This window comes from Curtobacterium pusillum (assembly GCF_007673235.1).
In the GTDB taxonomy this organism is placed as follows: domain Bacteria; phylum Actinomycetota; class Actinomycetes; order Actinomycetales; family Microbacteriaceae; genus Curtobacterium; species Curtobacterium pusillum_C.
In genome coordinates, this window is sequence record NZ_VDZH01000002.1 from 474,948 (window position 1) to 499,031 (window position 24,084).

Genomic DNA, 24,084 nt, shown 5'->3' on the forward strand with positions numbered 1-24,084 from the left:
GTCGGTCAGACCCCGAGCACGCGCTCGCCGAACGCGGACGCGAACGTCCGGTCGGGGTCGGCTGCGGCGACGAGGTCGCGGAAGGCCTGGAGGCGCGGGTACAGCCCGTCGATCGCGTCGCGTCCCACGGAGCTCATCTTCCCCCAGTGCGGTCGCCCGTCGAACGGGGCGAGCCGCTGCTCGAGGTCCGGCAGCAGCGCCGCGACCTCGGCCGGGTGCTTCTTCCACGTGAAGGCGATGCAGAGGACGTCCTCGCCCTGCGTCGGGCTGAGCCAGAACGGGTCCGCCGCCATCGTCCGGAGCTCGCACACGTGCAGGTGCGGCTGGATGCGATCGGCCATGGTCCGGACGGCGTCGAGTGCGGCTGCCGCGTGCCGGATCGGGACGAAGTGCTCGCTCTGCACCTCGGACCCGTGGCTCGGGACCGACTCGATCGGGAAGTGCGGCAGGCGGTCCCACCACGGTCCGACCGAGCCGTCCCGGGCGGTGTGGTGTCCGTCGCCGGGGGAACCGGGCAGCTTCGGAGCGCCGAAGAGTTCCTCGGGCACGGCCACGTCCTCGGCGCCGTCGGGGACGCGCGACTTCAGCAGGACCTCGCTGATCTCGTCACCGAAGACGGTGTACGAGCAGACCGAGGTGGCGGCGGCGTGGATCGTGGCGACGTTCGCGGTGAAGACGTCCCACGGGACCGGGCCGTACGAGTCCTGCCGCATACCGTAGGTCGGCTCGACGTCGAGGGTGACGCGGGTGACGATGCCGAGCAACCCGAGGTGCAGTACCGACCCCGGGAACGACGGGTCGTCGCGGTCGATCGTCCGCGCGGCTCCGTCCGGCCCGAGCACCTCGAAGGAGCGCACCGCGGTGCTGAGCGACCCGAGCGCGCTCCCGGAGCCGTGGGTCCCGGTCGCGATCGCGCCGCCGAGCGAGATGTGCGGCAGCGAGCCCATGTTGTGCAGGCCGAACCCGGCGCGGTCGATCTCCGGAGCGACGGCGCCGTACCGGGTGCCCGCTCCCATCGTCACGGTGTGGTGGACCCTGTCGACCTCGAGGTCGGTCGGGATCCCGGTCAGGTCGAGCAGGACCCCGGGGGAGTCGGCGGAGTCGTTGAACGAGTGCCGCGTCCCGAGTCCGTGCACCCGAGGCGACCGGGCGACGATCTCGGCTGCTTCGTCGACGGACGTCGGGCGGAGGACCCGCTCGGCCGTGTAGGTGACCGTGCCGGACCAGTTCAGTTCGCTCGTCGTCGACCGCATGGCGCCCACGATGCCACGAGCGGCTCGGTTCGCGCCCCCGGACGGACATCGCGCCCCGGAGGAACGGGGCGCGATGTTCGGAAGGGGGCGCGAACCGGAGCGCGCGCGACCCGACGTCCGTGGGTCAGTGCATCGAGGGTGCCGGCGCGCCCTCGGGCGTCGCCGGACGCCGGACCATCGCGGAGGTCGCGATGCCGAACAGCGAGATGATCGCGCCGACCAGGAACGCCGTCTTCACGCCCGAGGCGGTCGCAGCGGCCAGCCCGTCCGCCCCGCTGCCGGCCACCGCCGTCGACGCGCCGATGGTGAGGAGCGTGACGAACAGCGCGGTGCCGGCGGCTCCGGCGAGCTGCTGCGCCGTGCCGAGGACGGCGCTGCCGTGCGAGTAGAGCTTCGGGGGCAGCCCGCCGAGCGCCGCCGTGAAGAGCGGCGTGAACGTCAGGGCGAGCCCGATGCTCAGGACCACGTGGGCGCCGAGGACGAACCACACGCTCGTGTCGACGCCGACCGTGGACAGTGCCCAGAGCACGGCACTGACGATGATCGAGCCGGGGATGAGGAGCACGCGCGGGCCACGACGGTCGTAGATCCGGCCGACGACGGGGGAGAGCAGCCCCATGAGCAGCCCGCCGGGGAGCAGGAGCAGCCCGACCTGCAGGACCTCGAGCCCCAGCACCCGCTCGAGGTAGATCGGCAGCAGGATGAGCGTGCCGAACATCGCCATGAAGCTCAGCGCCATCGCGACGATCGGGATCGTGAAGCCCTTCGTCTGGAAGGTGCGCAGGTCGAGCAGGGCGCTGTCGCTGCGCTGCAGCCGGGTCTGGCGGAGGACGAACACCGCGAGGGCGACGACGCCGACGACCAGGGCGGTGACCGGCACGACGGGGCCGGTGGTCGCGATCTCGCCGATGCTCGAGAGTCCGTAGACGATCCCGCCGAACGCGAAGGCCGACAGGATCACCGAGAGCACGTCGAGCGGTGCCTTGCGCGGCGTCGAGACGTTCGCGACCTTCACCATGCCGAGGACCAGCGCGGCGAGGGCGATCGGCAGGACGAACCCGAACAGCCAGCGCCACGAGAACGCGTTGAGGATGAGGCCCGAGATCGTCGGACCGATCGCCGGGGCGACGGAGATGACGATCGAGATGTTTCCCATCACGCGGCCGCGGTGGGCTGGCTCGACGAGCGTGAGCACCGTCGTCATGAGCAGCGGCATCATGATCGCCGTCCCGCTCGCCTGCACGATCCGGCCGAGCAGCAGCATCGTGAACCCGGGCGCGAGCAGTGCGATGAGCGTGCCGGCGGAGAACAGGCTCATCGCCCACACGAACACCGGCCGGGTGTTGAACCGCTGCAGCAGGAACCCGGTGATCGGGATCACGACCGCCATGGTGAGGAGGAACCCGGTCGTCAGCCACTGGCCGGTCGCGGCGCTGATGTCGAGGTCGTCCATCAGCCGGGGCAGGGCGACGCCCATGATCGTCTCGTTGAGGATGACCACGAACGCCGAGACGAGGAGCAGCCCGATCACGAGTCGGGTCTCGCCGGGGGAGGGCTGTGCGACGCTCCCGGTGCGGGGTGCGGAATCGACGGCCTGGGACATGCGGGGCTCCTGGTGGATCACGACTGGTGGAACGAGGGGGCGCAGAACGCGGGGTGCGCAGAACGCGCAGACAGGGCAACCGCCTGAGTGGATTCGATTATTCCGCTTCGCTCCGACATCCGCACCGGGACACCCACCCGACGACCTCAGTGCAGGATCGCGAACCCCTCGACGTCTCCGTGCGGCACGACCGTCCGGCACGCCACGTCCGTCACGGTCGCCGAGGGCGGGCCGGTCCGGATGAAGGTCATCAGCGCGTCGACCGCCGGAGCAGGCCCCTCCGCCTCGACCTCGACCGTCCCGTCGAACAGGTTCCGCGCGTACCCGGCGAGCTCCAGTCCGTCGGCCTTCCGCGCGGTCCAGTACCGGAAACCGACCCCCTGGACCGTCCCCGACACGACGGCGTGCATCCTCGTCACCGTTGTCATGCGGCTCAATGTAGGCGCGCGGCCGGACCAGGAGTTTTCGTCGCTGTTTCCGTCTCGTGAAACCCGGTGATAGTGTCATTGCAACCCGAACACTTCGAGTCAACATGACACAAACAGACGAACCCACCGATCTCCGCATCCGCGTCGCGGTCTCGACCGTGATCGTCGCGCTGCGCCCGCACCCCGACACCGGTGCGCCGGCGCTCTGGATGCCGCTCGTCCGCCGGGTCGCCGAACCGTTCGAGGGTTCCTGGGCGCTCCCGGGTGGGTGGGTGCAGCCGGACGAGGGGCTCGAGGACTCCGCCGCCGCACGCCTCCGCGAGACGACGAACGTGCAGCCGCGCTACCTCGAGCAGCTCTACGCCTTCGGTGACGTCGACCGCTCCCCGAGCCGGGTCGTCTCGATCGTGTACTGGGCCCTGGTGCACCCGGACGAGGCGAGCTCGGTCCCCGACGACTGGAACGTGCGTTGGTTCCTGGCGGATGAGCACCCGCCGCTCGCGTTCGACCACGACCGCATCGTCGAGTACGCCCTCTGGCGACTGCGCAACAAGATGTCGTACTCCCGGATCGCCCAGGCGTTCCTGGGGGACCGGTTCACCCTCGCCGAGCTCCGCGGGGTGTACGAGGCCGTGCTCGGGCGTGCGCTCGACCCGGCGAACTTCCGGCGGCAGGTCGAGAAGACCGACGCGATCCTGCCGACCGACGAGACCACGAGCGGGGACCGGCACCGTCCGGCCCGGCTGTACCGCTCGAACCCCGACCTGGCCTACGCGGACAACGGCCCGCTGCAGCAGGGCACACGACCGCAGAACCGATAGGAACACCGCAGTGTCCATCGCAACGACCATCGAACTCATCTCCAACGGCCAGGCCGCCGGCAGCACCTGCACGCCCGACCTCGCCATGCCGACGTGGGACTTCGACTCCCGGCCCGGGTACGGCCCCGGCTCGTCGATGTCCGACGTCATCCCGACGTCCGCTCCGCGACAGGGCGTGATCCCGGACGAGTACAAGAACGCGCCGGTGGACGAACTCCACGAGCGGATCGAGCGGGCGAAGGCGACCCTGGGGGACCGGGTCGTGGTGCTCGGGCACTTCTACCAGCGGGACGAGGTCGTGCGGCACGCGGACTTCCTCGGTGACTCCTTCCAGCTCGCCAACGCGGCCCTGACGAAGCCCGACGCCGAGGCGATCGTGTTCTGCGGCGTGCACTTCATGGCGGAGACGGCCGACATCCTCGCCCGCGACGACCAGCGCGTCATCCTGCCGAACCTCGCCGCCGGGTGCTCGATGGCGGACATGGCCGACATCGACAGCGTCGAGGCCGCCTGGGCCGAGCTGACCGCGGTCTACGGCGCCGAGCCGGACGAGGACGGCCGGGTCCCGATCATCCCCGTCACCTACATGAACTCCGCGGCCGACCTCAAGGCGTTCTGCGGGCGGAACGGCGGCATCGTGTGCACGTCGTCGAACGCGGCGACCGTCCTCGAATGGGCGTTCGAGCGCGGCCAGCGCGTCCTCTTCTTCCCGGACCAGCACCTCGGCCGGAACACCGCCAAGGCCATGGGGATCAGCACGGACCTGATGCCGATGTGGAACCCGAGGAAGGCCCTGGGCGGCAACAACGCGCAGACCCTGCAGGACGCGAAGGTCGTCCTCTGGCACGGCTTCTGCTCGGTGCACCGCCGCTTCACGGTCGACCAGATCGAGCAGGCCCGTCGCGACCACCCGGGCGTCCAGGTGATCGTCCACCCCGAGTGCCCGATGGCCGTGGTCGACGCGGCGGACGCGGCCGGCAGCACGGACCTCATCCGGAAGACGGTGGCGGCGGCGACCGAACCGACGACGTTCGCGATCGGCACCGAGATCAACATGGTGAACCGGCTCGCGGCCGAGTACCCGCAGCACACGATCTTCTGCCTCGACCCCGTGGTGTGCCCCTGCTCGACGATGTACCGGATCCACCCGGGGTACCTGGCGTGGGTGCTCGAGGCGCTCGTCGACGGCGAGGTCCTCAACGAGATCGTCGTCCCCGCCGGCGTCCAGGCCGACGCCAAGGTCGCCCTCGAGCGCATGCTCGCCGCGAAGCCGCGAGACTGAGGCGGAGGCCGTGCACGTCGTCATCGTCGGCTCCGGCATCGCCGGGCTGACCGCAGCGATCCGCGCGAGCGCCCGCCACGACGTCACCCTGGTGACGAAGGGCGCCCTCGCCGACAGCGCGACCGCGTACGCCCAGGGCGGCGTCGCGGTCGCGCTCGGCGCCGACGACTCGTCGTCGCTCCACCAGGCCGACACGCACGTCGCGGCCGCCGGCAGCGCGGACGCCCGCGCGGTCGAGGTGCTCTGCACGGACGGCCCGGCACGCGTCCGCGACTTGCTGTCCCTCGGTGTCCCGTTCGACCGCACGGCAGATCCGTCGAGCCTCGACCGCTACGGCGACGACCTCGCCCGCGGGCGCGAGGCAGCGCACGGCCGGTGGCGGGTCGTGCACGCGGACGGCGACGCCACCGGGGCAGCGATCGAGCGCACCCTCATCGACGCCCTGCACCGCCGCCACGTCACGATCCTCGAGCGCACCTGCCTCACCGACCTCGTCGTCCGTGACGGCGCCGTGGTCGGGGTCGACGTGCTCGACCTGCTCGGCGAACCGCGGCGACTCGACGCCGACGCGGTCCTGCTCGCCTCCGGGGGTGCGGGGCACCTGTACCGCGAGACGACGAACCCACTCGTCGCGACGGGGGACGGCGTGGCTGCCGCGTGGCGGGCCGGAGCGGTCCTCGCCGATCTGGAGTTCGTGCAGTTCCACCCGACCCGCCTCGCGGTGCCGGGCGGTGGACTCGTGTCAGAGGCCGTCCGTGGCGAGGGCGCCGTGCTCCGCGACGCTCGCGGCCGGCGCTTCATGACCGACGTGCACCCGGACGCCGAGCTCGCCCCGCGGGACGTGGTGGCCCGCGGGATCGCCGCCGCGGTGCGCGACCAGGGCGGCGCGCCGGTGCTGCTGGACGCGACCGCGCTCGACGCCGGGTTCCTGGTCCGACGCTTCCCCGGACTCACCCGCGCAACCCGGGCAGCCGGCTTCGACTGGACCCGCGAGGGCGTCCCCGTCTCGCCCGCCGCGCACTACTCGATGGGCGGGATCGCCACCGATGCCGAGGGGCGCACCAGCCTCCCCGGACTGCTCGCCGTCGGCGAGGTCGCCTGCACCGGCGTGCACGGTGCGAACCGGCTCGCCTCGAACTCGCTCCTCGAGGGTCTCGTCTTCGCCGTCCGTGCAGCGGACGCGCTCGACGTGACGCGCCCCGGCCGGCTGCGCCTGCGGGGTGACGCAGGTCTCCACGTCACCACCGTCAGCGGTGCGGCCGACGTGATCCGCGCCTGCCGTCCGACCCTGCCTGGAGGCGCGGATCGCCGCACCGACGTCACCGACGTCCGCCAGGCGGTCCAGTCCGTCATGACGGACCGCGTGGGCCTGCTCCGCGACGCGACCGGACTCGCGACCGCACGCCGCGAACTCGACGCCCTGCGCGTCGCGGACCCCACCGGGGTGCGCGACCACGAGGACCGTGCACTGCTCGACCTCGCACGGATCGTCGCGCTCGCCGCCGAGACCCGTATCGAGTCCCGCGGTGCCCACGCCCGCACCGACCACCCCGACACCGACCCGACCGCACCCGCGTCGTACGCGTGGGTCGCCCAGCACGCAGCCGTCCCGCAGGAGGTACCCGCATGACCGCACCGATCGATCCGGGGACCATCCCGCCGCACGCCCTGCGCCGGGTGATCGACACCGCTCTGGAGGAGGACGCGCCCTGGGGTGACGTCACGAGCGAGACCCTGATCCCGGCCGACGCGACCGCGACCGCGACGCTCGCAGCGCGGGAACCCGGCGTACTGAGCGGCGGCGGCGTGTTCGTCGACGTGGTGCACACGGTCGACCCGTCGATCGAGGTCGTCCTGCACGTCCCCGACGGGGCGTCCTTCACGGCTGGGACCCTGCTCGCGACCGTGACGGGCAACGCCCGCTCGGTCCTGCGTGCCGAGCGGGTCGCGCTGAACCTCGTGCAGCGGATGTCCGGCATCGCGACCGCGACGGCCAGCTACGTCGCAGCGGTCGCGGGCACCCGTGCGCGGATCGTCGACACCCGGAAGACGACCCCGGGGCTCCGAGCGATCGAGCGGTACGCGGTGCGCTGCGGCGGCGGCCACAACCACCGGACCTCGCTGTCGGACGCCGTGCTCGCCAAGGACAACCACCTCGCGCTGCTGCTGGCGGGCGGGACGGCCATCGGCGACGCCATCGGCGCGGCCCGGAAGCGCCTCGGGCACACCGTCCACCTGGAGGTCGAGGTGGACCGTCTCGACCAGATCGAACCAGTCGTCGCTGCCGGCGTCGACACGATCATGCTCGACAACTTCACGCCGGACATGCTCGTCGAGGGCATCGCGCTCGTCGCCGGCCGTGCGCTCGTCGAAGCCTCCGGGGGCGTCTCGCTCGACACCGTCGCCGCGATCGCCGCGACCGGGGTGGACGTCATCTCCGTCGGGGCCCTCACGCACTCGGCCCGGGCGCTCGACCTCGGGCTCGACATCGACGTCGCGGTCTGACCGGGCCCGTGTTCTACCTCGACCGGGCGGCGACGACCCCAATACGCCGTGAGGTGCTCGAAGCCATGTGGCCGTACCTGACGGGCACGTTCGGCAACCCGTCGTCGACGCACGGCGTCGGTGACGCGGCTGCCCGTGGGCTCGCCGACGCCCGGGCAGCGGTCGCCCGGGTCCTGGGGTGCCGACCGGCCGAGGTCGTCTTCACCACCGGGGGCACCGAGGGAGCGAACACCGCGGTGAAGGGCATGGCGCTCGCGTCGCCCCGGGGTCGGCACGTCGTGACGAGTGCGATCGAGCACGAGGCGGTGCTCGAGAGCTGCCGGTACCTCGAACGCTTCCACGGGTTCGAGGTCACCGTGCTGCCCGTCGACGCGCTCGGGGTCGTGGACCCCTCGGCGTTGCGAGCTGCACTCCGCCCGGACACGACGCTCGTGTCGATCGCGCACGCCGACAACGAGATCGGGACCGTGCAGGACGTCCGGGCGCTCGCCGCGGTCGCTCACGAGGTCGGCGCCCGGTTCCACACCGACGCGGTCCAGTCCGCGCCGTGGCTGCCGGTCGGCCTCGACGAGCTCGGCGTCGACGCCCTCTCGCTGTCGGGACACAAGGTCGGCGCGCCGAAGGGCACCGGCGTGCTGGCGATCCGGTCGGGCGTGGCGCTCGAGCCGCTCCTGCACGGCGGTGGACAGGAGCGGGGGAGGCGGTCCGGCACCGAGGACGTCGCCGGTGCCGTGGCGGTCGCGACGGCGCTGACCCTGCTGGCCGCCACGCGATCGGACTCCGCGGCGCAGGCCACCGTGACCCGCGAAGCCGTGCTCGACGGGGTCCTCGCGGCCGTCCCCGGCGCGTTCGTCACCGGTTCGCGGACCGCGCGGCTGCCGGGACACGCGTCGTTCTGCTTCCCCGGCGTGAACGGCGAGACGGTGCTGCTCGAGCTGGAACAGCGTGACGTCGTGTCGTCGTCGGGGAGTGCCTGCGCCGCCGGCAGCACCGAGGCGTCCCACGTGCTCACGGCGCTCGGGCTGCCGGACGAGGTCGCGCGCACGGCGCTCCGACTGACCTTCGACGCGAGCCTGACCGAGGCGGAGGTGCCCGTCGTGGTCGGGGCGGTCGCCGAGTCGGTCGCGGCCGTGCGGACGCTCGCTTGAGCCCTCTCATGGTGTACTAGACGTTCTACTCCATGAGTGGGGTCGTGTCCCCCCTTCTGCGGACAGCCGATCTGCGTCAGAGTGTTCACATGGCAAACGCGATGACGACTCGGGTCCGGCAGGAGGACCACTTCCGGGCGGTCCAACTCCTCCCCGCACCAGCGACGGTCGTCGCGCTCGTCCTGGCCGCACAGCACGACCTCGGCACCGCCCCGCTCGGGCTGATCGCCGTCGTCGGTGCGCTGGCGACCATCGGGAGTGCCCTCCTCCCCATGGTCCGACCCGCGGCGGCCCGACGGTCGATGCCCGCACCGACCGAGACGGACCGGTACCGAGAGGACACCGAACACCCTTGAGGACCAGCGCCGACGGGTCCGTTTCCCCTGCGGACCCGACGGTGCGATGACCGGACGCTGCCCCTGATCTGCGTCCGGCGCGGGGCACGGCACCCCCTGAATCGTCGTGCCCCGCTGGATCCCGCGACCCGTCGTGGGCGTGGGCGTCGCTTCCCCTGTGCGACGCCGCCCCCTCCGCCCACGGCGGGTCCCGGATCCTGCCCGTGCTCCCGCTAGCGTGGGCGCATGCCCTCGTACCGTGTGACCCTGGCCGTCGGGGCACTCGCTCCCGGCGCGACCCCCGACGCCGTCCTGCCCGAGGCCGCTCGCCTGGTCGCCGAACTCACCGTCGTCGAGGCGAAGGACGTCCAGCTGCTCCGGGGCGTGCCGTGCGCCGTCGTGCGGTTCGAGGCACCGTCGGACGAGATCGCCTCGGCCGTCGGATCGCACGCCGCGGACGGACTCGCTGCGACCGCCGAGGTCCGGTCAGCCGCCGTCACCCGGCGCGACGGGCCCCGGTGGACGCCCGTGGGCTGACCGGCCACACGTAGTCCAGGTCGTCTGGCACGTCGGGGAAGAGCGGCCGGTAGTGCTCCGGGGCCTTCTGCACGAGCTTCGAGCGATGTGACCGGTGCACCGCCGGGTCGTCGTTCCACGGCGGTGTCGGGAAGTCGCCGCGCTCGTACGCCTCGCGATCTTCCGGCACGAGCCCGAGGTCGGCGAGTGTCTTGTCGAGACAGGTGTCTGCGTACCCGCGCTCGGTCCACGTCCGGCACGTCGCGTCCTGGTAGGCCATCAGCGCCGGACGGTACCCACGCCACATCGCGACGACCGGGTGGTGCTGCCAGCCGTAGTCCGGCAGCGTCAGCGCGCGCATCACCTGCAGCGTCTCGACCCGCTGCTTGCCGAGCCGCCGGTCGTCGAGCACCTCGGCCGAGGCGCGGAAGTCCGGGAACGGCAGGAACGTCTGCATGGCGCGGACGGTACGCGCCGCGCGCTGGAACCCGACACATGTCGTCACAACCGAGCCGCCCGGGCAGCATGCGTGTGACGATCGACCGCATGAGCGGAGAACTCGTCGTCGGCGTGAGCGGCAGCCCATCGGACCCCTCGCGGACGTCCACCCTGGTGGCTGCGACCGTGGCGCGCCTCGGGCAGGAGATCGAGGACGCCCGGACCGAGACGGTGGAGATCGGCCCGCTGCTCGCCGACCTCGGTGCCGCGCCGTCCCGCGAGGCGATGTCCGATCGCACCCGCCGTGCCCTCGAGACCGTCGAGGCCGCTGACGTGCTCGTCGTGGGCAGCCCGGCGTTCCGTGCCGCGTACTCCGGTGCGTTCAAGCTCTTCTTCGACTGGATCGGGCAGTACGACCTCGTCGACACCCCGGTGCTCCTGACCGCGACGGGTGGGAGTGACCGGCACGCGCTGCTCGTCGAGCACCAGATGCGGCCGTTGTTCGGGTTCTTCCAGTCGACCACGTTGCCCATCGGCGTCTTCGGGAACGAGCGGGACTTCACGAAGCGCGAGGGCGGCTACGACATCGCGAACGTCGACCTCGAGCTGCGCATCGACCAGGCCGTGCACCGTGCCCTGCCGATCATCCGCGGCGGCTTCGCCACGGCCGGCGTCGGCGACGTCCGCCGCCCCGCCGACTTCTGAGACCGGGGCGAGCGCGAGGTCGCACGACACGCCGCGGGCCCGCCGCCGAGGTCGCGCGAACTGCCGCCCGCGTCGACCGCGAGCGGCAGGTCACGCGACCTCGTCGGTCGTCAGGGTGCGGGGACCGCGACCGTCTCGCCCGTTGCGGCCGAGCGGCGCGCCGCGTCGAGCACGTCCACCACGTGCACGGCGTCGTCCGCCGGGACCGGCACCGGCCCGAGCCCGCGGACCGCACGGGCGAACCGCTCGTAGTAGTCCGTGTACGAGCTCTGCGCAGAAGGGACGTCGACGGTCCCTGACGACGTCGTGAGCGTCCCGCCGACCGGCTCGATGCCCCATCCGGAACGGTCGTCTGACGGCGAGTGCCCCGCGACCGCGGCCTGTGCCTGCACGTCGGTGCTCGAGGCCTCGTACGTGCCGTCGACCCCGTCCACGCGGAGGCGTCGAGCGCCCAGCCAGCCGGCCTTGTTCGACGTCAGCACGGACTCCACACCGGAGACGTGCGTCGCCGACAGGGTGAACCCGGCGTCGATGTCGCCGTCCTGGTCGCGTCCGAGTGCGCGGGCGTCCCTGACGTCGAGCGTGCAGGACACCCGCGCGATCGGGCCGAACAGCGACACCGCCTGGTCGACCAGGTGCGACCCGATGTCGGAGAGCACGCCGCCGCCGACCCCGGTCGCGATGCCGTGCCGCTCGACCAGGTCGAACCGGGACCAGAACCGCAGCGGCGCCCCGACGCGCTCGTCGTCGAGCACGCCACGGAGTGTCGCGAGGTCGGTGTCCCAGCGTCGGTTGTGGAAGGGCGCGATGACCACGCCGGCTGCCGCTGCGGCGTCACGGATCTCGCGTGCGGTCGCCGGGTCGGGCGCGAAGGGCTTGTCCGCCACCACTGCGACCCCGGCAGCGATCGCCTCGAGCGCGAGGTCACGCCGCGTCGACGGGGGAGTGGTGATCACGACGGCGTCGACCCCGGCTGCCAGCAGGTCGCCGAGCGAGTCGTGCACCGGGACCCCGGGCAGGTCGGCCGCGAGCTGCTCCCGCTTGTCGGCCGAGCGGGCGACGACGCCCACCAGTTCAACGCCCTCGGCGTCGAGGAGGAACGGCCGGTGGAAGGCCCGCCCGCCGATGCCGTAGCCGACGAGACCGATGCGCACTTTGTCCATACATTCGAACCTAGCGCGAGATGCTCACGAACGGAACGTTCCAGCCATCGGATGGGAGGCGCGTGGCGGGCGCGCCCCGAGCCTCCCGTCCGCAGTGGGGTCAGCCCTGCAGGGACGCGACGTGCGCGACCGCCAGACGGTAGCCGTCCGGGCCGGCGCCGGCGATGACGGCGGTCGCCGCCGTCGCGACGTGGTCGACGTGCCGGAACGGTTCGCGCCTCCACGTGTTCGACAGGTGCACCTCGACGACCGGGACGGACAGCGCCTCGACCGCGTCGTGCAGCGCGACCGAGGTGTGCGCGTACGCGGCGGGGTTGATGACCACCCCGACGAAGTCGTCGAGCGCCTCGTGCAACCACTCGACGAGCTCGCCCTCGCGGTTCGTCTGCCGGAAGTCGGCGTCGAAGCCGTGGACCGCCGCCTCGGTGTGGACGATCGCCTCGATCTCGGCGAGCGTCACCGTGCCGTACTGCGTCGGGTCGCGCCGCCCGAGGATGTCGAGGTTCGGGCCGTTGAGGACGAGGATGCGCGACTGCTCGGTCATGGAGCGAGCCTACCGACGCCGCTCGTGGCCCTTGCGGGCGTGATGCATACCTCGGCTATGTGAACGGTCACAAATCGGTGTAACGTTCCCGTCCGGGTCGGCGGAGTTGTCGATCGCAACACACTGACGTGGAGTTTGAATGGTTCTCGCTGCAGCGAACAACGGGATCCGGCTCGATCTGGGCTGGGTCGACTACCTGATGATCATCGTGTACTTCGCGGTCGTCATCGGGATCGGTTTCACCGCCCGGAAGCAGGTCCGGACGAGCATGGACTTCTTCCTGTCGGGCCGCTCGATGCCCGCGTGGATCACGGGCCTGGCGTTCGTGTCCGCGAACCTCGGCGCGACCGAGATCCTCGGCATGGCCGCCAACGGTGCCCAGATCGGCATGGCGACCCTGCACTACTACCTCGTCGGCGCGGTGCCGGCGATGGTGTTCCTCGGGCTCGTGATGATGCCCTTCTACTACGGGTCAAAGGTCCGTTCGGTGCCGGAGTTCATGCTCCGCCGCTTCGGCAAGGCCCCGCACCTGGTGAACTCGATCGCCTTCGCGGTGTCGAACGTCCTCATCGCGGGCATCAACCTGTACGCGATGGCGATCGTCATCGAGGCCATGCTCGGCTGGCCCGAGTGGCTCGCGATCGTCGTCTCCGCCGGCTTCGTGCTCGTCTACATCACCCTGGGCGGCCTGAGCAGCGCGATCTACAACGAGGTCATGCAGTTCTTCGTGATCATCGCCGGGCTCATCCCGCTGACGATCGTCGGTCTGCACCGCGTCGGCGGCTGGGACGGCCTGTCGTCCGCCATCGTGAAGACCCAGGGCGTGCAGCACCTGCAGGCGTGGGCCGGCACCGGCTTCGGCGACGTCACCAACCCGATCGGCGCGAACTGGCTCGCCATCGTGCTCGGCCTGGGCTTCGTCCTCGGCTTCGGCTACTGGACGACGAACTTCACCGAGGTCCAGCGCGCGTTCTCGGCGAAGAACATGTCCGCCGCCCGCCGCACTCCGCTCATCGCCGCGATCCCGAAGCTCTTCATCCCCGCGATCGTCGTCATCCCCGGCCTGATCGCCGCGGCTGTCGTCGGCAACCAGTTCGCCTCCGGTGCGCTGGACTACAACGACGCGATCCCGAAGCTCATCCAGATGTACCTGCCGACCGGCGTGCTCGGCGTCGCGGTCACCGGTCTGCTCGCCTCGTTCATGGCCGGCATGGCGGCGAACGTGTCGTCCTTCAACACGGTCTTCACGTACGACATCTGGCAGCGCTACATCAAGCCGAACATGCCCGACGTGCACTACCTGAAGACCGGTCGCTGGGTGACCGTCGTCGGCGTGCTCGTCGGCATCGCGACCGCGTTCATCGCCGCACAGGCGTCGAACATCATGACGTACATGCAGACGCTGTTCTCGTTCTTCAACGCGCCGCTGTTCGCCGTGTTCATCCTCGGTCTGCTCTGGAAGCGGATGACCACCGCCGGAGCACTCTGGGGCTACATCCTCGGCATCGTCACGCCGACGATCACCTGGATCGCCTACCTGGTGAACCCGAAGCTGTTCGCCACCGCGACCGCCGAGACGCTGTACGGCGCGATCATCTCGTTCGTCACCGTGCTCGTCGTCGGGTTCGTCGTGTCGATGTTCACCAAGCCGAAGGCCGAGAAGGAACTCGGCGGCCTGGTCTACGGCATCGGCAAGATCGACCTGCACGGCGACTCCGTGGCGACCGACACGGCCTGGTACCGCTCGCCCGCGCTGCTCGGCACCGTCGCACTCGTGCTGTGCGTCGTCCTCTACCTCCCGTTCCTCTGATCACCGAAGGAGATCTCCCATGAGCGACACCAACACCGCCATGACCGAGGAGCAGAAGGCCGCCCTCGTCCGTTCCACCCGCCGACTCGACCTGCGTCGCATCCTCGGTGGTCTGTTCGTCCTGTACGGCGTGATCACGACCATCGTCGGCATCGTCCACTGGGACACCGACCCGGAGAAGACCGGCGGCATCCACATCAACCTGTGGGTCGGGTTGTCGATGCTCGTCGGCGGGCTGCTCTTCTTCCTCTGGGACCGGCTGAACCCCGTCCCGGCGGAGGACATCATCGGCCAGGCCGAGGCCGAAGCGCACCAGAAGGCTGCCGGCGAGGGGCGCGAGCTCGCCTGACGCCTTGGGTCGGGTGGAGTGGAGTGGCTCCTCCCGACCCGGAACGACGAAACCGCTGTCATGCGACGGCGGTTTCGTCGTTCCACGGCGGTCGGCCTGGAGGCGCGGTGCCGGTTGTCGAGGCGGCGAACGTCCGGCGCGGCGCGGTTGGCAGCCGGGACCCACCGCTACCTGCATTGATATGTCGCATCCGTCCAGTACATTGCGTTCCACTTGCTTCGCCGATGAAACGGTTGCGCTCGGCCCTCCGTCGCGCCAGGTTGACCACGACGAAAGGATCCTCCCCATGGACACGATGGTCTTCATCAACCTGCCCGTCGCCGACCTCGAGCGCTCGAAGGCGTTCTACGAGGCACTCGGCTACTCGATCAACCCGGCGTTCAGTGACGACACCGCCGCGTGCGTCGTGGTGAGCGACACGATCTACGTCATGGTCCTCACGCACGCCAAGTTCGCCGAGTTCACCGACAAGACCATCGCCGATGCGGGGACGATCGAGGTCATCAACTCGCTCAGTGCGCCGTCGAAGGACGAGGTCCACCGCATCGTCGACGCCGCGGTGATGTCCGGGGGCGCCGAGGACCGCCCGGAGATGGACCTCGGGTTCATGTACCAGCGGAGCTTCGTCGACCCGGACGGGCACCGCTGGGAGTACGTGTGGATGGACCCGCAGGCCGCGCAGGACGGACCGCCCGCCGAGTGACCGAGGGCCGTGGCGTCGGCTGTCGGCGGCCCGCGCCAGGATGGTGCCATGAGCGCTGAACCCGCACTGCCACCGTCGGACCTCGTGGTCGGGGACGACGGACTCGCCCGGCCGGTGTGGGCGTCGACGGACGAGCTGCTCCGGAGCTACTACGACACCGAGTGGGGCATGCCCGTGCGTGATGAGCGTGGCGTGTTCGAACGGCTCTCGCTCGAGGCGTTCCAGTCCGGTCTGTCGTGGCGGACGATCCTCGCGAAGCGCCCGGCGTTCCGTGCTGCCTTCGCGGACTTCGACGCCGACACCGTGGCGCAGTTCGGCGAGGACGACGTCGCACGCCTGATGGCCGACGCGGGCATCGTCCGGAACCGGGCGAAGGTCCTCGCGACGATCACGAACGCGAACGCGACGATCGCCCTGCGTGACGACGGCGGGCTGAGCGACTTCGTCTGGTCGTTCCGGCCGGCGACGACGCCCGAGCCGCACTCGTACGCCGAGGTCCCGACGAAGTCCGACGAGTCCGTGGCACTGTCGAAGGCGCTCCGGAAGCGCGGGTTCGCCTTCGTCGGGCCGACCACGATGTACGCCTTGATGGAGGCACTCGGCATCGTCGACACGCACCTCGTCGGCAGCCACCGCCGAGGGACCTCCGGCGTCTGGTCCTGACCGGAACGCGGGTCACGCCGCAGCGCTAGGGTCGCGACATGAGCTCCGAGAACCCGCGCGTCCGCCCCGTCCACCCGGTCGACGCCGAGGTGGTCGAGGTGCCGGTCGACACCGAGGTCCCGGTGCCCGAGCCGAGCGACGACGCAGTCACGCCCGCGCACGATCCCGACGAGGTCCGGATCTCGTTCCTGCTGTTCCCGGACCTCACGCAGCTCGACCTGACCGGCCCCGCGCAGGTGCTGTCCCGGGTGCCCGGCGCGCGGGTCGAGTACGTCGCGGCGACGCTCGACCCGGTGCCGAGCGACTGCGGTCTGGCGCTCGTGCCGACCACGACGATCGCCGAGGCCGGTCCCGCCGACGTCCTCGTGGTGCCCGGTGGCGACGGCGCGTTCGACGCCATGCTCGACCCCGAGGTGATCGGCTTCGTCCGGCGCGAGGCTGAACGGGCCACCTGGGTGACGTCGGTCTGCACGGGGGCGTTCGTGCTCGGCGGTGCGGGCCTCCTGGCGGGGAAGCGTGCGACGACGCACTGGGCGTCGAAGCCCATGCTCGCGGCGTTCGGTGCGCAGCCCGTCGAGGACCGCGTGGTCGACGACGGTGCGATCGTGACCGCGGCGGGGGTCAGCGCGGGCATCGACATGGCGCTGTGGCTCGCGGCCGAGCTCGCCGGGCAGCCCGCGGCCGAGGCGATCCAGTTGCAGATCGAGTACGACCCGCAGCCGCCGTTCGACGCCGGGTCCGCCGTGCGTGCCGACACCCGGGTGGTCACCGCTGCCCGAGCGGCCGCCGAGGATGCCCGAGGCGAACGGGTCGCACGAGCAGCAGCAGCCGTGATGCACTGACGCTGCGCAAGCGCGGGCGCGGGCGCGGGACCTAGCGGTTGCCCTTCGACCCGCGCTTCGGCTTGCCCTTCATGCCACGCTGCACCCGGCCGCGCCCTGTGGAGTTCTTGCCCCCGCCGCTCTTCGCGCCGGTGCCCTTCGTGGCACCCCGCTTCGCGACGGTCTTCTTGTTGGAGGCTGTGGCCTTGCCGCCACCCGACGGACGCGAGCCGGCGTCCGCGGCCTGATCCGTGCCTCCAGGCTGGTCCTGAGCACCCCGCGAACTGTTGGCGGTCCGCCCGCGCACCACGCCGATGAACTCCTCCGTCGTGTCGGAGGCGTCCTCGTCGCGCCAGACGAGCGCGATCCGGGTGCCCGGCGCGTCGACGAGCGGGCGCGCGACGAGGTCCTTGCGACTCGCCGCGCGGAAGAGCGACTGGGGGAGCACCACGGCACCGACGTTGGCCTCGACGAGGTCGAGGGCGGCATCGACGTCGGCCGGGACGGGCCCGGCGTCGACGACGTGCACGTCGGCCTCGGCGAGGTCGATCTGGGCGAGGTCGGCGAGCGGGGAGTCCTTCGGGACCGCGACGACCGCCGTCTCGGTCCAGAGCGGGATGGCGTTGTGCCCGTCCGGGAACGGGGCGCGGGCGAAGGCCATGTCGGCCTCGTCGGCGAGTGCGTCGACCACCTCGTCGGCGCCGATCGGGCGGAGGCGGAGGTCGATCTCGGGGAAGCGGTCGCGCCAGACGCGGGCCCACTTCGCCGGGGACACCCCTGGTACGAAGGCGATGGTGAGGGCCGCGGTCATGCAACCGAGCATAGGGGCCGTACCCTTGGGGGTATGGCGCAGGAACAGACCATGAAGCCCGAGACGGCCGCGAAGAAGCTCGGCATCCTGCTGGCGGCCGCCCCGGAGACCTTCCAGAGCGCGCCGATCAGCCGGACCGCGTTCGACGAACTCCGCACGGAACCCCCGACCTGGCTCGAGGACCTCCGTCGCGACGGCCCGCACCCGCGACCCGTCGTGGCGCAGAAGCTCGGCGTGTCGATCTCGGGGCTGACCCGTGCTGGCATCGATGAGCCGCTGACCACGTCCGAGATCAAGACGCTGCTCGAGCAGAAGCCCGAGTGGCTCGTCCGTGAGCGTGCGACCCAGGCCGCGGTGCACGCGGAGAACGCCCGTGTGAAGCAGGAGCGCGCCGCGAAGGCCGCTTCCCGCGCCGAGGACTGACCGACCCCGCACCAGCCGCCGCACCCGAGGACACGCCGTGCACGAGACCGTCGCCGACGCCATGCTCGTCGTGCCGCAGTTCGCGTCGGTGTGCTGCATCGTCGGTGACCGCTACCGTCCGCGGCCCGGCGTGATCGTCCCGGCCGCCGTGATGCTCGTCGCGATGCTGATGCCCGTCGTGCACGCAGGGGCCGTGTGGACGCTCATCGCGGCGACGCTGCTGCTCCTGCTCGCGCCGCTGCCGGTGATGCGCCGTCGTCGTGCGGACGGTCGCCGGGCCGAACCGATGGACGTGCACCGCGCGCTCTCCGCCGTCGTGATGGCGGGCATGCTCCTGATGGGCCACGCGACCGGCATCGCCGACGGACACGCCGGTCACGGGATCGCGTTGACCGCGGTGCTCGGAGCCGGCGTGATCGGCTACTCGGCGTTCAGCGGGTGGCTGCTCCGGTACGAGTGGGCACGTGAGGACCGACGTGCGGTCCGGAGCGGCGAGGTCTTCGCGATGACGGTCGCCGTGGTCGGCATGACGCTCGCGATGTAGCCCGCGGCACGCGTCAGCGGTTCGTCACGCGCTCCTTCGCCTCGTGGATCGTGTCCTTCGGCACCGGTGGGACACCACGGCGGATGCCACGGAGGCCGACGACACCGAGGATCGCCGTGACGATCGCGAACACCACGAACGTGATGCCCACCGCGGCCCAGACCGGCAGCGCGAGGGCGATCAGTGCGACCACGAGCCCGGCGAGCAGGACGAGCGTCGTCAGGGCGAAGCCCACCGCGATCCCGGCGAGCACCAGGCCGGTCTTCGCGCCGTTCGCCCGCTCGGAGATCTCCCGACGCGCTGAGGCGACCTCGTCGCGCACGGCGCGCAGCACCGGTTCGAGGGCCTTCTGCACGAGTCCCGCCGTGACGGTGTCGCGGAAGGACGGCTTGCCGGTCGAGGTCTCGTCGTGGTCGGTGGTGCTCATGGGTTCTCCTGTCCGGGCGCGGTGCTCCGCGTCCGTCGGTGGGACGCTGCGACTCCGAGGATCGTCACGTCGTCTGCGTGCATGCTCGGGCACCTCGCAGGTTGGCGCGCGTGCGGGTGGAGTGGGCGCAACTGCCTGGAGGCCCGGCTCGCGTCGTCGACGCGGGCCGGGCCTGGCAGGGATGGTCACCACCAGGGCGTCAGGAGGCGACCTCGTCCAGGTCGTCGATGCCACGGGCGGCCGCCGCGGCGCGGCGTGCGCGCATCGACGGTGCGATGAGCGCGCCGACGACGGCGAGCACCGCGACGCCGGTGCAGGCCCAGAACCCGATCGTGAAGGCGTCGTCGGTCGGCAGGCCCTGCGGGGTGCTGTGCGAGGTGATGAGCGCCGCGATCACGGCGGTGCCGACGCTGGAGCCGATGGTCCGGACGACGGTGTTCGCGCTGATGGCCTCGCCGGTCTGGTTCGCCGGGACGCTCTCGATGATCGCGTTCGAGCACGCTGCGAGGGCGAGACCGATGCCGATGCCGGTCAGGACGCCGGACACGACGACCTCGGCGATGGCGGCGTGCGAGATCGCGGGGATGAGGAACGCGGCGACGATGGCGATCCCACCGAGCAGCATCGGCGGCTTCGGCCCGACCTTGCGGACCAGGATGCCGGCGATCGGTCCGGCGACGATCATCATGACCACGGTCGGCAGCAGGAAGAGGCCGGCTTCGGTGACGTCCTTGCCGAAGCCGTAGCCGACGGCGGTCGGCAGCTGCAGCAGGGTCGGGACGAGGACGAACGTGCCGAACATCGCGAAGCCGAAGACGAGCGCGACGACGTGAGCCGTCCAGACACCGCGCACCGCGAACAGTCGGACGTCGATGAGGGGTTCGGCGACACGGAGCTCCACGAGGACGAACGCGATGAGCGCGACGGCACCGAGGATCAGCAGGCCGACGGTCTTGCCGTCGCCCCAGCCCCAGGTCTCGCCCTCGCTGATCGCGAGCAGGATCGCCACGAGGGAGACCGCGAGGACGAACGTGCCGACCATGTCGAGCCGGCCGGGCTTCCGCACGGGGGACTCCGGCATGCCGAAGACCGCGCCGAGCAGGGCGATGACGACGAGCACGGCGGGCAGCCAGAACAGCCAGTGCCACGACAGGTGCTCGACGATCGGGCCGGCGGCGACGATGCCGACGCCGGCGCCGATGCCGAAGATCGCGGAGAGCAGGCCGATCGTGACGCTGACCTTCTCCTTCGGGAGCTCGTCGCGCACGATGCCGATCGACAGCGGCATCACGGCGCCGGCGGCTCCCTGGAGCGCGCGGCCGACGATCAGCGTGCCGAGGTTCGGTGCGAGGGCGGCGAGCACGGCGCCCACGAGCAGGATCGACAGGACGACGATGAGGACCTTGCGCTTGCCGACCATGTCCCCGAGCCGGCCGAGGATCGGCGTCAGCACGGAGGCCGAGAGCAGGTAGGCGGTGAGGACCCAGCTGGTGGCGCTGGTCGAGGCGCCGAGGTCCTGGCCGATCGTGGAGAGCGCCGGGGCGACGAGCGACTGCAGCACCGCGAAGGACAGGCCGCCGAGGGACAGGTAGACGATGATCGCCGTGCTGTTCGGCCGACGTCCGTCGGTGGTGGGGTGGGACCCGGTCCGCGGGGCCGCCATGGTCTCGGTCATCGTGCTCCGTACGGTCGATGTAAACAGTTGCTGACTTGACGAGGGTACGCGGTTCCACGCCGATGTCAACATTTGCTTACATCGCGGTCGGAGCCGGTACGCTTCGACCATGAGCAAGGACGCCGCGGCCACCCGACTGCTGCTCGTGCAGGCGGCCAGACGTCGCTTCGCGTTCGACGGCTACCGGGCGACCACCGTCCGGGACATCGCCGCCGACGCCGGGGTGAACGTGGCGCTCATCAACCGCTACTTCGTCTCGAAGGAGGGGCTCTTCCGCGCCTGCCTCGACCGCGTCGTGCGCGACCTCCGCTCCGAGGGCGACGTCGAGGAACGACAGGGCCCCGACCTCGACCGTGCCCTCGGTGATCTGATCGGGCACATCGTCCAGTCCCCGACGGACGAGGACTCGATGCAGCTCATGCTGCTGCTCCGCTCCTCGGGCGACGACGCCGCCGACGCCATCCGCCGCGAGACGCTGCGCCGGTACGCCGAACGCCTGGCCGGTGTCGTCGGCCGCGAGGTCACCGACGACCTCCTCGTCCGCGCCGAGATCGCGCTCGCGGTGGTGCTCGGCATGTCGATGCTGCGGACGTCGACGCAGGTCGAACCGCTCGCCTCCGCGGACGCCGCGTCAGTGGCCGGTCCGCTCGAGGACGCTCTGCGGGCCCTGCTCAGCGGGACGACGGCAGCGCGATCCGCGGAGTGACCCGGTAGCGTCGAGACGTGTCCGATCGTCCCGTTCGTCGCCCCGACCCCGCTCCGCGCCTCGACGAGGTCGACGAGCGGATCCTCTGGACCCTGGCCGCCGACGCCCGGATCCCGAACAACCGGCTGGCGGCGGCGGTGGGCATCGCACCGTCGACCTGCCTGACACGGGTCCGCGCCCTCGAGGACGCCGGGATCATCCGCGGCTACCGCGCCGAGGTGGACGTCGCCCGGCTCGGGTTCGCGATCGAGGCGATGGTCTCGGTCCGTGTGCACGCAGCGGCTCGGCACGAGCTCCGTGACTTCGCGAAGCGCCTGCTCCGGGTGCCCGTCGTGCAGGACGTGTCGTTCCTCGCCGGCGACAAGGACTTCCTGGTGCACATCGCCTGCACGTCCACCGAACAGCTCCGCGACTTCGTGGCCGACGAGCTCAGTGGAGACCCGTCGGTGGCCACGACGCAGACGAACATCGTGTTCGAGCGACTCGTCGCCGACCGGGCGCACCAGGGCCGGTCGTTCGACGAGCTCCGCCGCTGGCGCGCCTGACGATCAGCGCCTGACGGTCAGCGCGTCCGCGCCATCGGCAGGTGCGGGATGCCGTCCTCGGAGAAGTCCTCGCCGGAGCGCACGAACCCGAAGCGGGCGTACCACTGCTCGAGGTGCGCCTGCGCGTCGATCGCGATCCGCGGGGAGCGGGCCTCGGCGATCGCCGCTTCCATGAGCTGCGCCGCGAGCCCCTGCCCGCGGGAGGCGGCAGCGGTGGCGACGCGTCCGATGCGCTCGGTGCCGTCCGGCTCGCGGAGGAGTCGGAGCGTGGCGTCGACGGACCCCTGCCCCGCCCAGAACTGCAGCGTGCCCGGCTCGAGGTCGCGACCGTCGATGTCGGGGTACGCGGCCCCCTGCTCGACGACGAAGACGTCCTGCCGGAGGCGCAGGATCTCGTGCAGCGTCACGATGTCGAGGTTGCGGGTCGGAGCGTTGAAGAGCGAGACCAAGACCGGCCTTTCCTGACGATTTCTTCCGAAACAGGATGCGTTCCGGAGCGGAGCGGCGTACTGTGCCGATCAACCACTCTACGTGCGCAGCCGAGATCAGGAGGTGAGCGCATGGACCAGCCGTTGCGCGCACCCTGGCGCGCGATCGTCCGGTACGCCGTCCTCGGTGTCGGGATCGCCGCTGCCCTCGTGCTGCTCACACTCGTCCTCGGAGCCCGCCCGGCCTCGGCCGCGACGCCCGCGACCGCACCCCAGACCCAGCAGCCGCAGCAGCGTGGGTTGGTCGGTGGCCTGGTCCAGGGCCTCGGCGACACCGTCCACGGCGTCACCGGCGGGGTCGGACACGTCGTGCAGGACGTCGTCGCACCGGTCCGGACGGCGGTCACTCCGGCAGCACCCGCCCCGGCAGCACCCGCTCCAGTTCCAGCTCCGGCGGCACCTGCTCCGGCACCTGCCGCACCCGCGCCGGTCGCCGCAGCGCCCGCCCCGGCAGCGCCTGTGCAAGCAGCGCCGGCGGTGCCGGCGGCACCGGCTCCGGCGCCGTCGAGCACAGCTCCCGCGGCCGCTCCGGCACCCACCACTCCGAGCGCGCCAGCGCCGACCACAACGACACCGACCACCCCCGCGACGACGGCCGAACCGACGGAGGCGAGCAGCGCCTCCAGGCCGCTCACCGACGCGGTCGTGACCGTGCTGCGGCCCGTCACCGGCACCGTGCAGTCGCTCACCGACGCGCGCCCCGTGACCACCGTCGTCCACACGCTCGACCAGGTCGTCGGCAGCCTGCCGATCGTCGGCACCGTCCTCGGTGGCGACACGCTCGGAACGGTCACCCGCCCGGTCACCGGGCTCGTCGACGACACCCTCGGCGGCGTCGGGACGACGGTCGGTTCCCTCCCCGGCGTGGTGGACGGCCTGCCCCCGGCGATCGGCGGAACCCTGCCTGGAGGCACGGATCCCCTCCCCGGAGCCCCCTCCGGCCCGGTTGGCGGCAGCTCCACCACGCCGTCCGGGCCGACGACGTCGGCCACTGGTGTGCGCGTCGCAGCCACGGCTGCGGAGGTGACGCCCGCAGCGGCGCAGCGGTCCGACTCCGCTCGGACCGCCTCGGCGCCCGCGGTGCGGGCCACGGTCATCGCCGGTGCCGCGCAGGCTGCGCAGGACGTCACGTACGGCGGCCGCGCGCTCCTCGTTCCCGAGGGGCACGGCACCGGCCACGGTGACGGCCCGTTCGACGGGAGCGGTCCCGGGGTCCTCGGCGGCAGCGCCGCGGGTTCGGCGGGCGCCGCAGCCGCCGTCGGCATCGTCGGTTCCACCGGCGGACAGATCTCCCTCGCCGCGGGGTCACGCGGCGCCCTCTCCGACGACGCCGTCCCCGCGTCGGTCGTCGGCGAGCACGACGTCGCTCCTGACTGAG

At 71.6% G+C, this 24,084-nt stretch carries 28 protein-coding genes; 18 read left to right on the top strand and 10 right to left on the bottom strand.

The window, feature by feature from the left end:
• Positions 1-5: 5 nt before the first annotated feature.
• From FS532_RS06990 to FS532_RS07000, 3 genes are all read right to left on the bottom strand, one after another.
• On the bottom strand, positions 6-1,253 hold the full coding sequence (locus tag FS532_RS06990; RefSeq protein ID WP_144751848.1) for an FAD-binding protein: 1,248 nt from the start codon (positions 1,251-1,253) through the stop codon (positions 6-8).
• Between the two features lie 124 nt (positions 1,254-1,377).
• The gene (locus tag FS532_RS06995) at positions 1,378-2,856 is read right to left on the bottom strand and encodes an MDR family MFS transporter (RefSeq protein ID WP_144751851.1); all 1,479 of its coding nucleotides are present in this window, start codon (positions 2,854-2,856) and stop codon (positions 1,378-1,380) included.
• Between the two features lie 146 nt (positions 2,857-3,002).
• On the bottom strand, positions 3,003-3,284 hold the full coding sequence (locus FS532_RS07000; RefSeq protein WP_186321943.1) for an acylphosphatase: 282 nt from the start codon (positions 3,282-3,284) through the stop codon (positions 3,003-3,005).
• Between the two features lie 104 nt (positions 3,285-3,388).
• Between FS532_RS07000 and FS532_RS07005 the strand changes: the two genes are divergently transcribed.
• The 7 genes from FS532_RS07005 to FS532_RS07035 all read left to right on the top strand — a co-directional run bounded on the left by FS532_RS07005 (position 3,389) and on the right by FS532_RS07035 (position 9,912).
• On the top strand, positions 3,389-4,105 hold the full coding sequence (locus tag FS532_RS07005) for an NUDIX hydrolase (protein WP_144751854.1): 717 nt from the start codon (positions 3,389-3,391) through the stop codon (positions 4,103-4,105).
• Between the two features lie 10 nt (positions 4,106-4,115).
• A complete protein-coding gene (gene nadA / locus FS532_RS07010; RefSeq protein WP_144751857.1) occupies positions 4,116-5,387 on the top strand; it encodes a quinolinate synthase NadA in 1,272 nt (423 codons plus the stop codon).
• Positions 5,388-5,397: 10 nt separating this feature from the next.
• The gene (gene nadB / locus FS532_RS07015; protein WP_144751860.1) at positions 5,398-7,017 is read left to right on the top strand and encodes an L-aspartate oxidase; all 1,620 of its coding nucleotides are present in this window, start codon (positions 5,398-5,400) and stop codon (positions 7,015-7,017) included.
• Positions 7,014-7,892, top strand: coding sequence for a carboxylating nicotinate-nucleotide diphosphorylase (nadC, locus tag FS532_RS07020; RefSeq protein WP_144751863.1), 879 nt, complete (start codon positions 7,014-7,016; stop codon positions 7,890-7,892). Before nadB ends, nadC begins: the two co-directional genes overlap by 4 nt.
• A gap of 8 nt (positions 7,893-7,900) precedes the next feature.
• Entirely contained in the window at positions 7,901-9,040 is a 1,140-nt protein-coding gene (locus FS532_RS07025) for a cysteine desulfurase family protein (protein ID WP_144751866.1), read from the top strand.
• Between the two features lie 89 nt (positions 9,041-9,129).
• Complete coding sequence (locus tag FS532_RS07030; protein ID WP_133518835.1) at positions 9,130-9,396, top strand: hypothetical protein; 267 nt, start codon at positions 9,130-9,132, stop codon at positions 9,394-9,396.
• A 225-nt stretch (positions 9,397-9,621) separates the two neighbouring features.
• Positions 9,622-9,912, top strand: coding sequence for a hypothetical protein (locus FS532_RS07035; protein WP_144751868.1), 291 nt, complete (start codon positions 9,622-9,624; stop codon positions 9,910-9,912).
• Here FS532_RS07035 and FS532_RS07040 read toward each other — a convergent pair.
• Positions 9,872-10,348 carry an MSMEG_6728 family protein gene (locus tag FS532_RS07040; RefSeq protein WP_144751872.1) on the bottom strand — a complete coding sequence of 159 codons (477 nt, stop codon included), beginning with the start codon at positions 10,346-10,348 and terminating at the stop codon, positions 9,872-9,874. The genes FS532_RS07035 and FS532_RS07040 overlap by 41 nt on opposite strands.
• A gap of 89 nt (positions 10,349-10,437) precedes the next feature.
• Between FS532_RS07040 and FS532_RS07045 the strand changes: the two genes are divergently transcribed.
• Entirely contained in the window at positions 10,438-11,034 is a 597-nt protein-coding gene (locus FS532_RS07045) for an NAD(P)H-dependent oxidoreductase (RefSeq protein ID WP_186321944.1), read from the top strand.
• A gap of 110 nt (positions 11,035-11,144) precedes the next feature.
• Here FS532_RS07045 and FS532_RS07050 read toward each other — a convergent pair whose 3' ends face one another.
• The gene (locus FS532_RS07050) at positions 11,145-12,197 is read right to left on the bottom strand and encodes a Gfo/Idh/MocA family protein (RefSeq protein ID WP_144751878.1); all 1,053 of its coding nucleotides are present in this window, start codon (positions 12,195-12,197) and stop codon (positions 11,145-11,147) included.
• Between the two features lie 100 nt (positions 12,198-12,297).
• Complete coding sequence (aroQ, locus tag FS532_RS07055; protein ID WP_144751881.1) at positions 12,298-12,741, bottom strand: type II 3-dehydroquinate dehydratase; 444 nt, start codon at positions 12,739-12,741, stop codon at positions 12,298-12,300.
• Positions 12,742-12,880: 139 nt separating this feature from the next.
• Here aroQ and FS532_RS07060 point away from each other — a divergent pair, with 139 nt between their 5' ends.
• The 5 genes from FS532_RS07060 to FS532_RS07080 all read left to right on the top strand — a co-directional run bounded on the left by FS532_RS07060 (position 12,881) and on the right by FS532_RS07080 (position 17,108).
• Positions 12,881-14,551: a sodium:solute symporter family protein gene (locus FS532_RS07060; RefSeq protein WP_144751884.1), complete on the top strand. Its 1,671-nt coding sequence runs from the start codon at positions 12,881-12,883 to the stop codon at positions 14,549-14,551.
• A 19-nt stretch (positions 14,552-14,570) separates the two neighbouring features.
• Complete coding sequence (locus tag FS532_RS07065) at positions 14,571-14,900, top strand: hypothetical protein (protein ID WP_222121951.1); 330 nt, start codon at positions 14,571-14,573, stop codon at positions 14,898-14,900.
• Positions 14,901-15,186: 286 nt separating this feature from the next.
• Positions 15,187-15,603, top strand: a complete 417-nt coding sequence (locus FS532_RS07070) for a VOC family protein (protein WP_144751887.1) — start codon at positions 15,187-15,189, stop codon at positions 15,601-15,603.
• Between the two features lie 48 nt (positions 15,604-15,651).
• Positions 15,652-16,266 carry a DNA-3-methyladenine glycosylase I gene (locus tag FS532_RS07075; protein WP_144751890.1) on the top strand — a complete coding sequence of 205 codons (615 nt, stop codon included), beginning with the start codon at positions 15,652-15,654 and terminating at the stop codon, positions 16,264-16,266.
• A 38-nt stretch (positions 16,267-16,304) separates the two neighbouring features.
• The gene (locus tag FS532_RS07080; RefSeq protein ID WP_144751894.1) at positions 16,305-17,108 is read left to right on the top strand and encodes a DJ-1/PfpI family protein; all 804 of its coding nucleotides are present in this window, start codon (positions 16,305-16,307) and stop codon (positions 17,106-17,108) included.
• A gap of 31 nt (positions 17,109-17,139) precedes the next feature.
• On the opposite strand, the gene FS532_RS07085 is transcribed toward FS532_RS07080, so the two are convergent.
• Positions 17,140-17,898: a LysR family transcriptional regulator substrate-binding protein gene (locus FS532_RS07085; protein ID WP_186321945.1), complete on the bottom strand. Its 759-nt coding sequence runs from the start codon at positions 17,896-17,898 to the stop codon at positions 17,140-17,142.
• Positions 17,899-17,931: 33 nt separating this feature from the next.
• Here FS532_RS07085 and FS532_RS07090 point away from each other — a divergent pair, with 33 nt between their 5' ends.
• Both FS532_RS07090 and FS532_RS07095 read left to right on the top strand, forming a co-directional pair.
• Positions 17,932-18,321: a DUF5997 family protein gene (locus FS532_RS07090; protein ID WP_079236652.1), complete on the top strand. Its 390-nt coding sequence runs from the start codon at positions 17,932-17,934 to the stop codon at positions 18,319-18,321.
• Between the two features lie 37 nt (positions 18,322-18,358).
• On the top strand, positions 18,359-18,865 hold the full coding sequence (locus FS532_RS07095) for a hypothetical protein (protein WP_144751900.1): 507 nt from the start codon (positions 18,359-18,361) through the stop codon (positions 18,863-18,865).
• A 13-nt stretch (positions 18,866-18,878) separates the two neighbouring features.
• On the opposite strand, the gene FS532_RS07100 is transcribed toward FS532_RS07095, so the two are convergent.
• Positions 18,879-19,292, bottom strand: coding sequence for a phage holin family protein (locus FS532_RS07100; protein WP_144751903.1), 414 nt, complete (start codon positions 19,290-19,292; stop codon positions 18,879-18,881).
• A 199-nt stretch (positions 19,293-19,491) separates the two neighbouring features.
• Positions 19,492-20,967, bottom strand: coding sequence for an MFS transporter (locus FS532_RS07105; RefSeq protein WP_144751907.1), 1,476 nt, complete (start codon positions 20,965-20,967; stop codon positions 19,492-19,494).
• A 109-nt stretch (positions 20,968-21,076) separates the two neighbouring features.
• On the opposite strand from FS532_RS07105, the gene FS532_RS07110 reads away from it, so the two are divergent.
• The gene (locus tag FS532_RS07110) at positions 21,077-21,673 is read left to right on the top strand and encodes a TetR/AcrR family transcriptional regulator (RefSeq protein ID WP_144751910.1); all 597 of its coding nucleotides are present in this window, start codon (positions 21,077-21,079) and stop codon (positions 21,671-21,673) included.
• A 17-nt stretch (positions 21,674-21,690) separates the two neighbouring features.
• Complete coding sequence (locus tag FS532_RS07115) at positions 21,691-22,218, top strand: Lrp/AsnC family transcriptional regulator (protein ID WP_079236647.1); 528 nt, start codon at positions 21,691-21,693, stop codon at positions 22,216-22,218.
• Positions 22,219-22,235: 17 nt separating this feature from the next.
• Here FS532_RS07115 and FS532_RS07120 read toward each other — a convergent pair whose 3' ends face one another.
• Positions 22,236-22,667, bottom strand: a complete 432-nt coding sequence (locus FS532_RS07120) for a GNAT family N-acetyltransferase (RefSeq protein ID WP_144751913.1) — start codon at positions 22,665-22,667, stop codon at positions 22,236-22,238.
• A 111-nt stretch (positions 22,668-22,778) separates the two neighbouring features.
• On the opposite strand from FS532_RS07120, the gene FS532_RS18900 reads away from it, so the two are divergent.
• On the top strand, positions 22,779-24,083 hold the full coding sequence (locus tag FS532_RS18900) for a hypothetical protein (protein WP_222121952.1): 1,305 nt from the start codon (positions 22,779-22,781) through the stop codon (positions 24,081-24,083).
• Position 24,084: the final 1 nt, after the last annotated feature.

Bases quoted from the DNA above. Each gene is read 5' to 3' on its own strand.
- FS532_RS06995 (WP_144751851.1), bottom strand. From the start codon at position 2,856: ATGTCCCAGGCCGTCGATTCCGCACCCCGCACCGGGAGCGTCGCACAG.
- FS532_RS06990 (WP_144751848.1), bottom strand. From the start codon at position 1,253: ATGCGGTCGACGACGAGCGAACTGAACTGGTCCGGCACGGTCACCTAC.
- FS532_RS07040 (WP_144751872.1), bottom strand. From the start codon at position 10,348: ATGCAGACGTTCCTGCCGTTCCCGGACTTCCGCGCCTCGGCCGAGGTG.
- FS532_RS07080 (WP_144751894.1), top strand. From the start codon at position 16,305: ATGAGCTCCGAGAACCCGCGCGTCCGCCCCGTCCACCCGGTCGACGCC.
- FS532_RS07050 (WP_144751878.1), bottom strand. From the start codon at position 12,197: ATGGACAAAGTGCGCATCGGTCTCGTCGGCTACGGCATCGGCGGGCGG.
- FS532_RS07045 (WP_186321944.1), top strand. From the start codon at position 10,438: ATGAGCGGAGAACTCGTCGTCGGCGTGAGCGGCAGCCCATCGGACCCC.
- nadC (WP_144751863.1), top strand. From the start codon at position 7,014: ATGACCGCACCGATCGATCCGGGGACCATCCCGCCGCACGCCCTGCGC.
- FS532_RS07000 (WP_186321943.1), bottom strand. From the start codon at position 3,284: ATGACAACGGTGACGAGGATGCACGCCGTCGTGTCGGGGACGGTCCAG.
- FS532_RS07085 (WP_186321945.1), bottom strand. From the start codon at position 17,898: ATGACCGCGGCCCTCACCATCGCCTTCGTACCAGGGGTGTCCCCGGCG.
- FS532_RS07070 (WP_144751887.1), top strand. From the start codon at position 15,187: ATGGACACGATGGTCTTCATCAACCTGCCCGTCGCCGACCTCGAGCGC.
- FS532_RS18900 (WP_222121952.1), top strand. From the start codon at position 22,779: ATGGACCAGCCGTTGCGCGCACCCTGGCGCGCGATCGTCCGGTACGCC.
- FS532_RS07075 (WP_144751890.1), top strand. From the start codon at position 15,652: ATGAGCGCTGAACCCGCACTGCCACCGTCGGACCTCGTGGTCGGGGAC.
- FS532_RS07090 (WP_079236652.1), top strand. From the start codon at position 17,932: ATGGCGCAGGAACAGACCATGAAGCCCGAGACGGCCGCGAAGAAGCTC.
- FS532_RS07100 (WP_144751903.1), bottom strand. From the start codon at position 19,292: ATGAGCACCACCGACCACGACGAGACCTCGACCGGCAAGCCGTCCTTC.
- FS532_RS07060 (WP_144751884.1), top strand. From the start codon at position 12,881: ATGGTTCTCGCTGCAGCGAACAACGGGATCCGGCTCGATCTGGGCTGG.
- FS532_RS07105 (WP_144751907.1), bottom strand. From the start codon at position 20,967: ATGACCGAGACCATGGCGGCCCCGCGGACCGGGTCCCACCCCACCACC.
- FS532_RS07110 (WP_144751910.1), top strand. From the start codon at position 21,077: ATGAGCAAGGACGCCGCGGCCACCCGACTGCTGCTCGTGCAGGCGGCC.
- FS532_RS07035 (WP_144751868.1), top strand. From the start codon at position 9,622: ATGCCCTCGTACCGTGTGACCCTGGCCGTCGGGGCACTCGCTCCCGGC.
- aroQ (WP_144751881.1), bottom strand. From the start codon at position 12,741: ATGACCGAGCAGTCGCGCATCCTCGTCCTCAACGGCCCGAACCTCGAC.
- FS532_RS07030 (WP_133518835.1), top strand. From the start codon at position 9,130: ATGGCAAACGCGATGACGACTCGGGTCCGGCAGGAGGACCACTTCCGG.
- FS532_RS07005 (WP_144751854.1), top strand. From the start codon at position 3,389: ATGACACAAACAGACGAACCCACCGATCTCCGCATCCGCGTCGCGGTC.
- FS532_RS07065 (WP_222121951.1), top strand. From the start codon at position 14,571: ATGAGCGACACCAACACCGCCATGACCGAGGAGCAGAAGGCCGCCCTC.